Source organism: Mucilaginibacter aureus (genome assembly GCF_053514885.1).
On the sequence record NZ_CP170601.1, the window covers coordinates 2,094,571 to 2,109,452 of the forward strand.

Annotated in this window: 14 protein-coding genes; 3 read left to right on the forward strand and 11 right to left on the reverse strand. The window is 45.1% G+C overall.

The genetic code is table 11. The annotated features are described in order from the left end of the window. Window positions 1-6: 6 nt before the first annotated feature. A complete protein-coding gene (locus ACFGVR_RS08815; RefSeq protein WP_448702441.1) occupies window positions 7-489 on the forward strand; it encodes a nuclear transport factor 2 family protein in 483 nt (160 codons plus the stop codon). Between the two features lies 1 nt (window position 490). Continuing rightward, window positions 491-1,618, forward strand: coding sequence for an aldo/keto reductase (locus ACFGVR_RS08820; protein ID WP_448702442.1), 1,128 nt, complete (start codon window positions 491-493; stop codon window positions 1,616-1,618). A 164-nt stretch (window positions 1,619-1,782) separates the two neighbouring features. Here the strand turns inward: ACFGVR_RS08820 and ACFGVR_RS08825 are convergent, their stop codons facing one another. The 11 genes from ACFGVR_RS08825 to ACFGVR_RS08875 form a co-directional block, all read right to left on the reverse strand. After that, window positions 1,783-2,250 carry a hypothetical protein gene (locus ACFGVR_RS08825; RefSeq protein ID WP_448702443.1) on the reverse strand — a complete coding sequence of 156 codons (468 nt, stop codon included), beginning with the start codon at window positions 2,248-2,250 and terminating at the stop codon, window positions 1,783-1,785. A gap of 100 nt (window positions 2,251-2,350) precedes the next feature. Then, entirely contained in the window at window positions 2,351-2,935 is a 585-nt protein-coding gene (locus ACFGVR_RS08830; protein ID WP_448702444.1) for an RNA polymerase sigma-70 factor, read from the reverse strand. A 221-nt stretch (window positions 2,936-3,156) separates the two neighbouring features. Beyond that, entirely contained in the window at window positions 3,157-4,605 is a 1,449-nt protein-coding gene (locus ACFGVR_RS08835; RefSeq protein ID WP_448702445.1) for a phytoene desaturase family protein, read from the reverse strand. 72 nt (window positions 4,606-4,677) lie between these two features. After that, window positions 4,678-5,511, reverse strand: coding sequence for a hypothetical protein (locus tag ACFGVR_RS08840; RefSeq protein ID WP_448702446.1), 834 nt, complete (start codon window positions 5,509-5,511; stop codon window positions 4,678-4,680). Window positions 5,512-5,857: 346 nt separating this feature from the next. Then, the gene (gene dnaN, locus ACFGVR_RS08845; RefSeq protein WP_448702447.1) at window positions 5,858-6,982 is read right to left on the reverse strand and encodes a DNA polymerase III subunit beta; all 1,125 of its coding nucleotides are present in this window, start codon (window positions 6,980-6,982) and stop codon (window positions 5,858-5,860) included. A gap of 37 nt (window positions 6,983-7,019) precedes the next feature. Then, window positions 7,020-8,717, reverse strand: a complete 1,698-nt coding sequence (gene gldG / locus ACFGVR_RS08850; protein ID WP_448702448.1) for a gliding motility-associated ABC transporter substrate-binding protein GldG — start codon at window positions 8,715-8,717, stop codon at window positions 7,020-7,022. Next, on the reverse strand, window positions 8,711-9,433 hold the full coding sequence (gene gldF / locus ACFGVR_RS08855) for a gliding motility-associated ABC transporter permease subunit GldF (protein ID WP_448702449.1): 723 nt from the start codon (window positions 9,431-9,433) through the stop codon (window positions 8,711-8,713). The genes gldG and gldF overlap by 7 nt, the downstream gene beginning before the upstream one ends. A gap of 443 nt (window positions 9,434-9,876) precedes the next feature. Further along, entirely contained in the window at window positions 9,877-10,395 is a 519-nt protein-coding gene (locus tag ACFGVR_RS08860) for a hypothetical protein (RefSeq protein ID WP_448702450.1), read from the reverse strand. 191 nt (window positions 10,396-10,586) lie between these two features. Then, on the reverse strand, window positions 10,587-11,297 hold the full coding sequence (locus ACFGVR_RS08865; RefSeq protein WP_448702451.1) for an ATP-binding cassette domain-containing protein: 711 nt from the start codon (window positions 11,295-11,297) through the stop codon (window positions 10,587-10,589). A gap of 503 nt (window positions 11,298-11,800) precedes the next feature. Next, the gene (locus ACFGVR_RS08870; RefSeq protein WP_448702452.1) at window positions 11,801-12,376 is read right to left on the reverse strand and encodes a hypothetical protein; all 576 of its coding nucleotides are present in this window, start codon (window positions 12,374-12,376) and stop codon (window positions 11,801-11,803) included. A gap of 183 nt (window positions 12,377-12,559) precedes the next feature. Next, entirely contained in the window at window positions 12,560-13,105 is a 546-nt protein-coding gene (locus tag ACFGVR_RS08875; protein WP_448702453.1) for a hypothetical protein, read from the reverse strand. Window positions 13,106-13,401: 296 nt separating this feature from the next. On the opposite strand from ACFGVR_RS08875, the gene ACFGVR_RS08880 reads away from it, so the two are divergent. Continuing rightward, window positions 13,402-14,880, forward strand: a complete 1,479-nt coding sequence (locus ACFGVR_RS08880; RefSeq protein ID WP_448702454.1) for a glycine--tRNA ligase — start codon at window positions 13,402-13,404, stop codon at window positions 14,878-14,880. Window positions 14,881-14,882 lie beyond the last annotated feature (2 nt).

Genomic DNA, 14,882 nt, shown 5'->3' on the forward strand with positions numbered 1-14,882 from the left:
TCCATAATGAAAGTAACTTTAATCGGACTATTTCTTTGTATGGCCTGTGTACAATTAAGCATTGCACAGGCGAAATTGCCAAACGCAGTAACCACTAACGCTTCAAAAGAAGAACAGGAGTTACTCGATCTATCCAAAACAAAATGGACGTGGATGGCTGATAAAAATGTAGCCTCATTAGACGGTTTATTTGCTGAAAACTGTGTCTTCGTACATATGGGCGGAAGCTGGGGCAAAAAGCAGGAGCTAAATACCATCAAAGGTGGCGGCATCTGGTACAAAAAGGCAGAAGTCTATGGCGCTTCGGTAAACATCTTTGGTAACACCGCTATTCTCCTGAACGATATCGATCTACTGGCAGTGGTCGGTGGCAACGAAGTTACCCATGCTTTTATGGTCACGGAAGTTTACGTTAAAGAAAACGGCAAATGGAAAATGGGATCGTTAACATTCTCCCAGTTGGTTAGGCCTGTTAAAATGAAAAACTAAGATGAACCGCCGGGAACTCTTAAAATCAGGCGCAATGCTCACGGGCGGTGCATTGCTGGCCTCTAAAGCTATTGCGAAAACAGCAAATCTCGAAGCTAATAACGTGGTTGCCGCACCGGGCAAACGCAAGTTAGGCGGTAAACTGGAAGTATCAAGTATTGGGCTTGGTGTGCAGAACATGAGCCGCACTTACCAGACAACCATCCCCTCAAGGCCGGAAATGATCAATATTATCCGGAAAGCATATGAACGCGGTGTTACCTTATTTGATGTCGCGGAAGCTTATGGCCCCTGGGAATGTGAAAAGATATTAGGTGAGGCCATTGCGCCGTTCCGGAACAAAGTAGTGATCGAAACGAAGTATGGTTGGAACATCGACCAAAAGACAGGACGGATGGCTGGCGGATTAAACAGCAAGCCGGAACACATTAAGGAAGTGGTAGATAATATGCTAAAGCGCCTGCGCACCGATCATATCGATTTGCTTTACCAGCACCGCGTTGACCCGGCTGTCCCTATTGAAGATGTCGCCGGTGCGATCAAAGATCTGATCAGTCAGGGCAAGGTATTGCATTACGGACTTTCTGAACCAGGGCCTCAAACCGTTCGGCGCGCACATGCCGTTCATCCTTTAACTGCTATCCAAAACGAATATTCGCTCTTGTGGCGTGGCCCGGAGGAAACCATACTTCCATTATGCCAGGAACTGGGCATCGGCTTTGTTTGCTGGAGTCCGCTCGGTGTGGGCTTCCTAACCGGTGCGATTGATGCAGGTACCGGGTTTTCGCCTGGTGATATCCGCGCCAACGAATCACGGTTCTCCCGTGAAAATATCATTAAGAACATGCCGCTCGTTAACTTGGTTAAAAAATGGGGCTTGGAAAAAAACGCGACGCCAGGGCAGATCTCGCTTGCTTGGCTTCTGGCACAAACGCCGTGGATCGTACCCATTCCGGGCACTACGCAAATGGCACACATGATCGAAAACACGGGTGCAAGCGATGTGCGCTTTTCCAGTGATGAACTGAAAAAGTTTAATGAAGAACTTTCAGCTATCCATATTGAAGGGGTTCGTTTACCCCAATTCGTATTATCCCTTTCCGGTGTAGAAGCGCCGATGAAAAAATAAATAATCGCTTCCTTCTCAGCTTGAATAAAAGCCCTCTTACCGTTTTGTTAAGAGGACTTTTTTATTTTAGACTTGCGGCAATCTCATCAAAAGTAAAAAAACAGTCTTGTTGAAAGAGATTATTTACCATAATTCTCAGGTTACGCTACAATAGCCATATTTTACTATTTATTACCTGTTATATAAGCCACAGCCCGTTTAATTTCTCTCCGGTTGTTATCTGATATGGCTGGAATATTAAGATCTGTCTGGCCGGTAAAGCTTAAACTTATTGCCCTCACCTGGGTGTTGAGCAAAGGTATTAATTGCTTATCCTGCACAACAGCTACCAGGGATGAATGCAGAAACCCGTGGTCATCGATAAGGGTATATCTCGTCGTATCAACCGGGAAATGGTATATGCTGTCGTTTTTAAGTTTAAGGGTAATGGCCATCGTTTTTAAAATCTTCATCGGCCAGGGCTCCAACACTCTGCCCTCTACAAACTCGATCAGCTTTTCATCTCCGCGCGAAAAAAAGTTTAACTGCTGCGCCATGCCATTACCCAATATTATTACTGCCGATTTAATCTCTTTGCCTGTCTTGGCATCGGTTTCCGTTTTAAGGATTTGCGACTGTGCACCTGTACTCATAACAAGGGCTATCAATAATATATAAAAGCATTTCATGCGATTTGGTTATGGTTTTAAAATCAGCGCATTAAGTAATGTAAATATAGGATATTAAAAGATGTTATCCGCGCAAAACGATCAACAGCGCCAGGGTAAGGTAATGCCCCAGCCCCAATTGCAGGCGCTTAAGTGCTTTGGTCAAATGGTTCTCCACCGTTTTTTCAGATATGCCGAGGTATAGGGCAATCTCTTTGTTCGATTTATGCTCCTTGCGGCTTAGCGTATAAACCGAGCGGCATTTATCTGGCAACAGGTTTATCTCCAGTTCAATGGTATCCGTCAGGTCTTTTAAAAGGATAGCTTCTTCAGTTGAGTTATCCAGATCGTTATGGATAACTTTAAAAGCCTCGCGGTATTTTTCGCGTACAGATTCCTTGCGGAAATGATCGATAACATGATGCATAACCGACGAGTAAAGGTACGCCGAAACCCCATGATTGATGTGTATTGATTGCCGTTTGAACCATAAAGTGGTAAACAATTCCTGAACGATCTCTTCGGAAAGCTCCTTGTTTTTGAGACGCTTGTAGGCCGAGCCGTATAGCTTTTTCCAATACCTTTTATAAATTTCTTTAAAGGCATTAAGCTCGTCTTCCCTCAGCAATTCTACAAGTTCTACTTCCGACAGCTTAGCGTAATCAGTCATTTCAGGACAACAATAAGTTTAGAAGGCCAATTGGTAATACAATGTGAAATTCCTGAAAATTATCATAATTAACAAAAAATTTACATAGAAATATCACAACGTTGCCAATTGATTGGTTTTGATACCCGTATTTTTAATTATTCAAAAGTTACGTTATCATATTGGCAACAAGTGTCAATTTAACATTAGTGTACTTTTTACACCAAGTTAAATAAAATCTTTTACAAAGCCTTTATCCGGATATTAAAAATATCCTTTAATGCCCGTTTTGCCGAGTGGTAACCGCACATGCCATGCACGCCGCCGCCAGGCGGAGTTGACGATGAACAAATGTAGATCCCTTTGGCCGATGTTCGGTACGGCGACCAGCGCAGCGCCGGCCTGGTAAATAGCTGTCGGATATCGTTAACACCGCCGCCGATATCGCCGCCAATGTAATTGGGGTTATGCGCTTCTATTTGCGTGGTGTTCATGGTATGCCGTGCTAAAATCAGATCCTTAAAGCCGGGAGCAAAGCGTTCTACCTGGTTCTCTATCCGGTCGGTCATATCGCGTACCGAGCCATTGGGCACGTGGCAATAGGCCCAGGCGGTATGTTTGCCTTCCGGCGATCGCGAGTTATCAAACAGGCTTTGCTGTGCCAGCAATACAAATGGGCTTTCGGGGTGCTGCCCTTCCCAGGTTTGCTGTTCGGTAATGGCTATCTCTGCTATGCTGCCGCCTAAGTGTACAGTTCCGGCTTCGCGACATTCTTCCGAGCGGAAAGGTATCGGCGCATCCAGCGCCCAGTCAACCTTAAATACCCCCATGCCGTAGCGGTATCGTTCCAACTGCCATTTGTAGATATTTGAAAATTTATGACCGGCTATCTGTAAGAGTTGCTTTGGCGTAACATCAAATAAAACAGCTTTTGACGAAGGTAACTGCTCCATCGACCTGATGTAGGTGTTGGTCTCTATCTTCCCGCCCAGCGAAATAAAATAACCGGCCAATGCATGGGCTATATTTTGTGAACCGCCTTTGGGCATTGGCCAGCCATGCAGATGCCCGGCTGCCATAAGCACCAATGCTATGGCTGATGTGGCCGCATTGCTGATGGGTTGCATACAATGTGCTGCCATACCTGCAAATAAACCTTTGGCTTGTGGTGTTTTAAAACGGTTTGTTAGCCCGGTAGCGGGTTTTAATGCCGCCAGGCCAAACCTGGCCATTTTAATGGGATGTTGTGGGAAATGCAGTGGCCCTAAAACATCCGTTGCCATGACGGGCCAATCGTTCACAATGGGCTGCATTAGCTTAAGGTATGCCCGCGCATCGGCGCCAAGCAAACGGGCCGTATCCGTTACCGATCGCTGTAAAACCCCCACGGTGCCGTTATCAAAAGGGTGCGCTGCCGCTATTGCAGGATAAATATACTCAAGTCCGAAATGTTGCAGCGGCAAAGTTTGAAAGAACGGCGAGCCCGCCGCCAAAGGATGAATGGCCGAACAAACATCGTGCAGGTATCCGGGCAAGGTTAACGCTTCCGAGCGTAAACCGCCGCCAATGGTATCTTTACCCTCTAACAGCAAAACCGATAAACCGTTTTGCTGTAACAAAATAGCTGCCGCCAGCCCGTTCGGTCCCGAGCCTACTATTACTGCATCGTAATCTGTTTTTACAGGGCGCATTATTGATCAAGTATATCAAATAAAATACTGATACTTAAACTTTAGGCCAACAGCAATACACTGACGAATATTTTACTGCCAACCCGATACCAAAAGTGCTTTAGCAAATTCAAGGCCCGACTTTTGATACTTGTTGTAGGCGTTTACCGCCCTTAACCTGATATTTTCTTTAGGCTCGTTATTGATATAGCCCGATACCGCATCATGTAAAGTATAAGCTTCGGGGCACATCAGGCCGGTTGTCCAAACCAGCGGATACCCATTGGCAGCTTTTAAATACGGGCCAAAATATTTTTTGCTGATACAGGCCAATACAATGCAATTTCTTTTTACGCTGTCATTGGTCTTAAAGTTATTTGCCAGTGTGAAATCCATTAACCCATCATGGCCAATATAGGCAAGCAGGTTAGCGTTACCATCTATGCCGATCACTGTAGCGTTAACATGAATGGTATCTTTCAGTTTCCCCGAGCAGCTATACAACAGGTCTTCTGTGCTTTGTTTGATGTAACGGCCATCATAGGCATCGGCAACAAGGTAGTAATTATGTGCAGTGTTTTTAAAGATCAAACGCTCTAATACCATGTTATTTAGCTTTTGCTTTTTTACCAGTTTCCACTCTTTGCTCTTTTTAAAAAAAGTACGTACACCAAAATCGCATCCCCAGTATAAATTGGTTTCCGGGTCCTGCCCGTTTCCTATAGCTGCCGGAACCGGAACTATCCCCTGGTATTTATTATCGCATAACGCAACAAATACATGGATGGATCGGGTAGAATTGCTTTGATAAGCAATATTCCGCAATTGAGGACCTATGGCTGGTTGTGAGATTTTGCTATCAGCATGGTTACAGGCTGCTAACAGCAGGGTAACAAGTAAAACCGGATAACAATTGATTCTCAACATTATACCAAAGATATAGCTTCTTCTTCAAAGGAGTTGTTTTTGCTAAGATGTATTCTATTCCCTAAAAAGTTGCGTTAGGGATTGCAGCGGATACCGGCCCTGTGGCTAAGGCCCGTGCAGTATGAGCGGAAAGCCCGGCCATAGGCAACGCCCTGAAAAGTAAAAATTAAAAGTCGAAAATAAGACCTTACAAACGGCTCTATATTAAGAGATAGCGAAACAATTCGGGATGACCTTTCTTATTAAGTTTTCTTAGTTATCAAACGGATATCTATCGTAGCGATGGGTTTCAAACCCATCGCTACCAGGAACTCATTAACCTAATAACTCAATAACAAATAACCAACTACGCGTAGCTGTTCAGCATTACCGGCATTACCAGCATCAGTACATCTTCGTTCTCATCACCTCCTTGCGGTAACAATAAGCCCGCACGGTTAGGTGTCGACATTTCCAGCGATACTTCTTCGCAGCTCAGGTTTTTCAGCATCTCGATCAGGAAACGGGCGTTAAAGCCGATCTCCATATCCTCGCCTTCGTACTGGCAGCTTAAACGCTCGTGTGCCTCGTTGGCAAAATCGATATCTTCCGATGAGATATTCAGCTCACTACCATTGATCTTTAACCTCACCTGGTGGGTGGTTTTATTGGCGTAAATGGCCACGCGGCTCAGCGAACCTAAAAACGCCTGGCGGTCTATCAGTAATTTATTAGGGTTACTTTGTGGAATAACCGCTTCGTAATCCGGGTAACGCTCGTCTATCAAACGGCAAACCAGGTTGATGTTTTCAAACTTAAAAAATGCACTGGTTGTATTGTATTCAACAGCAACATTCACATCACTGCCCGGCAACGATGATTTCAATAAGTTGAGGGCTTTTTTAGGCAAAATGAATGAGGTTGTACCGGCTGCTTTTGCATCCTTGCGGCGATAGCGAACCAGTTTATGCGCATCTGTAGCCACAAACGTTAACGATTGCGTGGTCAGCTGGCAAAATACGCCGGTCATGGCCGGGCGCAATTCGTCGTTGCTTACTGCGAATATGGTTTTATTGATCGCTTCGGCTAAAACCGATGCAGGTAAATTTACCGATGAAGCGTTTTCAACTACCGGGATTTTCGGAAAATCGTCACCATTCTCACCGCTCAGTTTATATTTACCGTCGCCGGCATTGATCTCAATTGCAAAGGTTTTATCGTCAACCGAAAAAGCAATAGGTTGCTCCGGCAGCGATTTTAAAGTATCCATTAAAATACGCGATGGTATTGCCACACGGCCATTCTCTTTCGCTTCAACAGGCAAAGAGGTGGTCATACTGGTTTGCAGATCCGTAGCCGATATGGTTAAGGTCGCGTCTTTTATCTCGAACAAAAAATTCTCCAGTATAGGTAGTACAGTGCTGCTGCTTAGCGCCCCGCTAACTGCCTGTAATTGCTTAAGCAACGTTGATGTGGAAACAATAAATCTCATATACTCTTTCAGTAATTATCTATCAAAAATATAAAAATTACCGCGCATACTTTCTTTTGCGCGTATAATGTTGAAAAATAGCAAAAATTAACACCAAACCAACCGGAATTACATTATTTATTACTTGCCAATACAGTTTTTCGCCATGGATACGGGCCTTGTTTAACAAGCGCAGCTGTATCTCCTTGTTCCTTAAGGCTATCAGGCCCGAGTCGTCGGTCATGTAATCGGCAATGTTAAGTAACAGGTTTTTATTGCCGTAGCGGCTGTTGGGGTTATATTTATCCACATCCATCGGGTACGGAAAGCCATCACTTGATACCTGGTTCTTAAACACATCGCCATCGCTGATGACGATCATTTTGGTGGGTTTGCTTTGCGCGATGATATCCACATGCTCTTTCAGGCTATCGGGCACCGGGCGGTTTTTAAAATCGGATACAAAGGTACCTTCCAGCAAAACACCAACTGTTTTTGGCGCACTTTGGAATGTTTTCGGATCGGGAACATCCTCAACCATTTGCAGTGATAGCAGGTGCGGTGTGCTGAGCGTGCGGTTATACGGCGTTGATTGCAGCAGCACGGTTTTCTTTGTCCCTTTAACCGCCAGCGTATCAATCGTGCTCACAAACTCGGTGCGGATGCCGTCCAGGTTTTTTACTATCGGGTGTTTTGAGTTGGGGACAAAGATCGGGTAAAACAACCAGGGTACCATCTGCATCTGGCTTTGCCCGCCAACGTTACCGGTGTTTAGCGGTATCTGCGTGCAGCTCATATCGGCTATCAGGTCATAATTGATGCGGATCCCGTAACGAAACAGCTGATCATCCAGGTTAAGCTGTTTGTTAAAGGCCAGTTGCTGTGTACCGTGCCCGCGCAGGCTGTCCAGTTCGGCACTTACCTGGTCAATGGTCCACAATATACGTCCGCCACGCATCAGGTATTGATCTATTTTAAATTTTTCAAGCTCTGTAAAAGGTTTGTCCGGTTTGGGGATCACCAGCATACTGATGGCCGCCATACTCGAAAACGGAATAGTTTTCAAATTTACCCTGCCAACCACAAAACCGTCGGATAACGATTTGATGGCATCGTTCAACTGCCGGTCAGTCAGTTCGTTATGCCCTTCGGTAAACCCTATCGATTGCCTGCCGGTACTTGTTGCCCTTTTTACGGCCGATGCAAAGGCGTATTCCAGGTTCTGTATCGAGTTGTTCAGTTGCTCCTCATCGCTCAAACCAATACGGGTTTGCAGCAATTTTACAGCTATTTCCTTATCGCCGCAGGTAACCAGTGCCGATGGCACGATGGTTTTTTGTGTCAGGCCATTTTCGGTTTTAACGCTCAGGGCGGTAACATCCAGCCCCTTGCTTTGCAGCGCCTTGATGGTGTCGTTTTGCTGCTGCTCGGTTAAACCGCCTAAAGGGTCAACAAACTCAAAATGAATATGCTGGTACGAGTAAGCCTGCATATCGGTCAGCATATCGCGCGTAGCGCTTTGCAATCTTCTAAAAGCAGGCGGCAGATCATTGCCCTGCAGGTACACAGTAACATTTACCGGCTGGGTCAAACTATCCATCAGGTTGCGGCTTACCGCCGATAAGGTATAGCGCTTCTCTTTGGTAAAATCAAACCGGGTAAACACCTTCCCCGAAAGGAAAACATTGACAACAATGATCACAATGACCAGGGCCAGCAATTGTAACAGGTCGGTACGTTTCCTGCTGCTTACCATTTGCGCCCTCCTATAATGGTTTTGGTGAACGCTAAAAACAAAACAATAAAGCTCAAAAAGTACAGCAGGTCGCGGGTATCTAAAACGCCACGGCTAATGCTCTGGTAATGCTCGTTAATGCCCAAATGCTGTATGCCCGAATTTTGCAGGGATAGCAGGGTGCTTGCCGAATCCAGCCCGCTATAAGCCACAAAACACAAAAACACCGCGATGGTAAAAGCAATGATCTGGTTATTGGTTACCGACGAGGCGAATAAGCCGATGGATACAAACGCCCCACCCAGCAAAAACAAACCGATGTACGAGCCGATAACCGCACCGGTATCAATATTTCCCTGCGGCAGCCCCAGGGTATGCACCGAGTAATAATACACCAGCGTAGGCACCAGGGCAAACAGCACAATAAGCAAGCAAGCCAGGTATTTGCCCAGCACAATTTGCCAATCGGTAAGCGGGCGGGTAGCCAATAGTTCAAAGGTGCCCTCTTTCCGTTCCTCCGCCAGCGAACGCATGGTGATGGCCGGTATTAAAAACATAAACAGGTACGGCGCGGTGCTAAACAGGCTATCCAAACCGGCGTAACCATACTCCAGTATGCTCGACTCCGGGAATACCCATAAAAACAAACCCAGTACCAGCAAAAACGCCACAATGGTAACATACGCCACCATGGAGCTTAAATACGAGGTGATTTCTTTTTTGAGGATAGTTAGCAAGGGAATTATTTTTATTTCGAATTTCGAATTTTTAATTTCGGATTTTTAGAACGGATATTCAAACACATAGGTATTCTTCGGTATTTTCAATTTGTTTTTAAGCTCCCATTGTAAGGGGGGAAATTGTAAGAAATTTTCGCACTTGTTTTAACATGATGCTTTTCGCTTTCGGCTTGTGACACATGGGTAAATATGGGTATTTTCAATTCACTTTTCATCTTGATTTCTGACTCTTGCCTCTATTCTAACACATAGGTATTCTTCGGTATTTTCACGATCATTCTATCTTGATTCCTGCTTTTTGATTCTTATTCCGGACATGGGTAAATATGGGTGTTTTACTATTTTTTTGTCTTGATTCTCGATTCTTAATTCTTGCTTCTGTTTTACCTAAATATACTCAATTTTCTTCAAAAAGGCAAGGCAATAACACAATAACCGATCTACATCCCAAACCTGTACGCTACCCTGATGCCCGTTTGCTTGTACTGGTTTTCGCCATAAGCCTCATACCTGAAACCAATATCTACCGAGTTCTTCCGGTCTATCGGTACCAAAAAACCAAGCCCTATCGAGTAATCAAATAAACCACCCGAACCGTTGTTTAGTTTGATGGCTTCACCTAATTCGCCTTCGCTGTAAAAACCCGGGCTAAGCTGGTAGCGTAGCCCCGCCTTTAACGGTACAAACTGCGGGTGAAGATCAACTAACTCTATAAATGTGTTTTTGTAATTATACTGCATATAACCGGCCGTAAGCGTTAGCGCTATTGGCAACTGTGCAAAAGGCACCTCCGCTTTTAACGAACCACCGTAACCCACCGATATCGGACTGTTCGACGGCAGGCCCAACTCGAACCCCGCGCCCAAAAACACCGATTGCTTATCATCCGACCCGCGTCTTTGTGCGTGTGCCGAACCAAAAACAGCTATAATTAGCATCAATATTAAAAACTTTTTCATAGAATAAATATTCAGCAAAACATGTGTTTATTTCGGTCAGGTATTGTGTGTCACTTTAAGAGGGCTGTCATCCTGATGCTTCGACAAACTCAGCAGTCGAAGGACGCGTGTAAAGGCCTGCCGCACTATGGTTCGACAAGCTCACCATGACATCCTCCTGCTTCTTGATTCTTGGCTCTTGATTCTTGACTCTACTCCCCCGTCAGCTCAATAAAAATACGCTCCAAACTTTTCCCCGTATGCTTTTCGCGCAAGCCAGCCAAAGTATCATCGGCAACGATATTACCCTTACTGATGATCACCACATCATCGCAAACCGCCTCTACCTCCTGCATAATATGGGTTGATAAAATAATGGTTTTGGTTTTCCCCAGGTCGCGGATCAATTGACGGATACCCACCAGCTGGTTTGGGTCGAGGCCCGATGTCGGTTCATCCAGTATCAGCACCTGCGGATCGTGGATAATGGCCTGCGCCAAACCCACCCGCTGCCGGTAGCCTTTGGATAGTTCCCCTATCTTTTTATGCTGCTCCGGACCTAAACCCGTTTGCTCAATTACTTCAACTATACGTTTAGGCGCATCAGGTATTTTGTGCACATCCGCAATAAACGCCAGACTTTCTTTCACATACATATCCAGGTATTGCGGATTGGTTTCGGGCAGGTAGCCGATATGGCGCCTAACCTCTAACGGCTGATCAGTAATATCAAACCCCGCCACCGTTGCCACGCCCGCCGTTTGCGGAATAAAGCAGGTGAGCATCTTCATCGTGGTTGATTTTCCCGCCCCGTTCGGCCCTAAAAAACCCAGCACCCGCCCCGGCTTAGCGCCGAACGAGATACCGTTAACCGCCTTTTGTGCTCCGTATATTTTGGTTAATCCGTTTACCGAAATACTCATTGTTTGTCGTCAGATGAATTGAACGCAAAAATAGCAGAAGTTATTACTTTACGTAAACCCGCGTTAGCGATAGAAGTGGAAAGCCCGCAGCCGCTTCTATCAGCGGCGAGGACTTGTAACGGATAGCGCGGGCCGCAGGCAACGCCCCAAATCAGAAACGTTGATTTAAATGATTACCCTAATTACGCAGATGACCGCGACAAACTTTAAATTGCTAATACGGTACAATTTCAGCCTAAGGTCGGTGTTATCACCGCACCTTCACGTTCTAAGTGGTGCGGTGATAACACCGACCACAAGCTAAATAAGGAAGGAGTTTTGATGAAAATCTAATCTTTCGAACATAACTAATTTGCAATCCCACTCAACGAAAGCCTATAACAACCCTAAAACGTTCCAACCTTTAAACCTTCCAACTATCTGCACATTTCAGTCTATCATTAACCCCACAAAAAAGCCCCGGTAAATTAATGCCGGGGCCATACGTTTACAATAGGTAATTATTATAATCCTAAGCTAAATGCTACTTTAAAAAATACCTGATTAAAGCTTGCACCATTTGCCGGGGTGCTCAAGCGGGCGTCGTAGCCTACGCTCAGGTCTAAGCCTGCACGCTGGCTTGAACCAAAACGGAAGCCATAACCTACGCTTGGAGTTAATACAACTGCAGTTTTGGTAACCGGTACACTGGCGGTTGAGCCAAGATTAAAAGAAGCTCCGGCATCGCCTTCAATAAAAAGTTTACTGATATAATAACGGGCACCTAATTGTACCGGTACAAATGTTGCAATATCACCGGTTGTGGTACTGCCATAGGAGTCGGCGGTATAGTTATAACCGTTTGCTGCGGTAAAAAATGAAAAGCCTGTTCCGGCTACAATGGCTAATTGCGAGTCGCTAAGAGGATATTCAAATTTAACGTTCAGTTGAATGCCGACAGGGTAATAGGCGGTGTTACCACCTACGGCTGCACCAAAACCCGCCCCAAGGCTAACACGTGGTTGCAGGGCATCATCCTGCGCACTGGCAGTAAAATAAATACTAAATAATAGGGCTAATACAAGTAAGGTTTTTTTCATTTGTTATAAGGTTTAATTTGCTGCAAAGTAAAAAAAAATATTACTCCTAAAAAATTAGGTATAATTATATGATTGCATTTTGCCAGCTTTTCAGCTGTTGGTCCGGATCTGAAACTACCATTAACCCCACAAAAAAGCCCCGGTAAATTAATACCGGGGCCATACGCTTGCTATAGCTAATTATTATAATCCTAAGCTAAATGCTACTTTAAAAAATACCTGATTAAAACTTGTGCCATATGCCGGGGTGTTCAAGCGGGCGTCGTAGCCTACGCTCAGGTCTAAGCCCGCACGCCGGCTTGAACCAAAACGGAAGCCATAACCTACGCTTGGAGTTAATACAACTGCAGTTTTGGTGGAGGTCGAGCCAAGATTAAAAGAAGCTCCTGCATCGCCTTCAATAAAAAGTTTACTGATATAATAACGGGCACCTAATTGTACCGGTACAAATGTTTCAATTTCAGGGGTAGCGGTACCGGGGTAATCGTAACCTTTTGTCCCGGTAAAAACTGAAAAACCTGTTCCGGCCACAATGGCTAATTGCGAGTCGCTAAGAGGATATTCAAATTTAACGTTTAGCTGAAAGGCGGCAGGATAATTGGTGTAATCACCTACGGCTGCACCAAAACCCGCCCCAAGGCTAACACGTGGTTGCAGGGCATCATCCTGTGCACTGGCAGTAAAATAAATACTAAATACTAGGGCTAATACAAGTAAAGTTTTTTTCATGGTTATAAGGTTTAGTTTGCTACAAAATAGGAAAAATATTATGCCTAAAAAATTAAGTATAATTATATGATTTCATTTTGCCAGGCTTTCTAGCTGTTAGTCCGGACTTGAAACCGACACCAACTTAGATAGGAATTTCAAACCCAATTCAGCCTAAGGTCGGTGTTATCACCGCACCTTCACGTTCTAAGTGGCGCGGTGATAACACCGACCACAAGCTAAAACTTCAAACCTTACAGCAATATCTTCCATCTTACCTCTCACATTTTCCATCAAAAAACTATCTTTGCCCTGTTATGAGTAAAAATACCGACGAACTGTTTAAAAATGTGATCTCCCATGCCAAAGAGTATGGTTTTGTTTTCCCATCGAGCGAGATATATGATGGTTTAAGTGCTGTTTACGATTATGGTCAAAATGGCGCCGAGTTGAAAAACAACATCAAAACTTACTGGTGGAAAGGCATGGTGCAGCTGCACGAAAACATTGTGGGTATTGACAGCGCCATATTTATGCACCCCAAAATATGGAAAGCCAGCGGCCACGTTGATGGCTTTAGCGATCCGATGATCGATAACAAAGATTCGCAAAAACGTTACCGCGCCGATCAGTTGATCGAAGATAAAATTGCCCAGCTGGATGCCGAAGGCAAAACCGACGAGGCCGAAGTTTTGCAGGCCGATATGGATACGGCGCTAAAAAATGAAGATCTGCCGCGCCTTAAAGAGATCATCATCGACAATAAAATTATTTGCCCGATATCAAAAACCAGCAACTGGACAGACGTTCGCCAGTTTAACCTTATGTTCAGTACCCAGGTAGGCGCTGTCGCTGATGAGTCGGACACGATCTACCTGCGCCCCGAAACCGCACAGGGCATTTTTGTAAACTTTTTAAACGTGCAAAAATCAGGCAGGATGAAAATTCCTTTCGGGATAGCACAAATTGGTAAAGCTTTCCGTAATGAAGTTATCGCCCGCCAGTTTATCATCCGCATGCGCGAGTTTGAGCAAATGGAGATGCAATTCTTCGTTCGCCCAGGCACCGAAATGGAATGGTACAAATACTGGAAAGAAGCCCGCCTGAAATGGCATTTGGGCTTGGGTACCAGTCCGGATAAATACCGCTACCACGACCATACCAAACTGGCGCATTATGCCAATGCCGCGGTTGATATTGAGTACGAATTTCCATTCGGCTTTAAAGAGGTTGAAGGTATCCACAGCCGTACCGACTTCGATTTGAGCCAGCACCAAAAGTTCTCAGGTAAAAAAATGCAGTATTTTGATCCTGAGCTTGGCGAAGACGGCAAACCATACGGCAACTATATCCCTTACGTTATCGAAACCTCGATAGGGTTGGACCGCATGTTCCTGCTTACGCTGATGAACGCCTACGAAGAAGAAGACCTGAGCACTGAAGAGAAACAGGACAGCCGCGTGGTATTACGTTTCCCGCCTGCCTTAGCTCCGGTAAAGGCCGCTATCTTCCCGTTAACTAAAAAAGATGGCCTGCCCGAAAAGGCCCGCGTGATCATGGATCGCTTAAAGCTCGATTTCCACGTCCAATACGAAGAAAAGGATGCCATCGGCAAACGTTATCGCCGCCAGGATGCCATTGGTACACCGATCTGTATCACTGTCGATCATCAAACCTTAGAAGACGATACCGTAACCATCCGCCACCGCGATACCATGGCCCAGGAACGTGTCCCTGCCGATCAGTTAGAAAAGATTATTGGTGAGTTGGTGAGTTGGAAAAAAGTATTGGCGTAAAT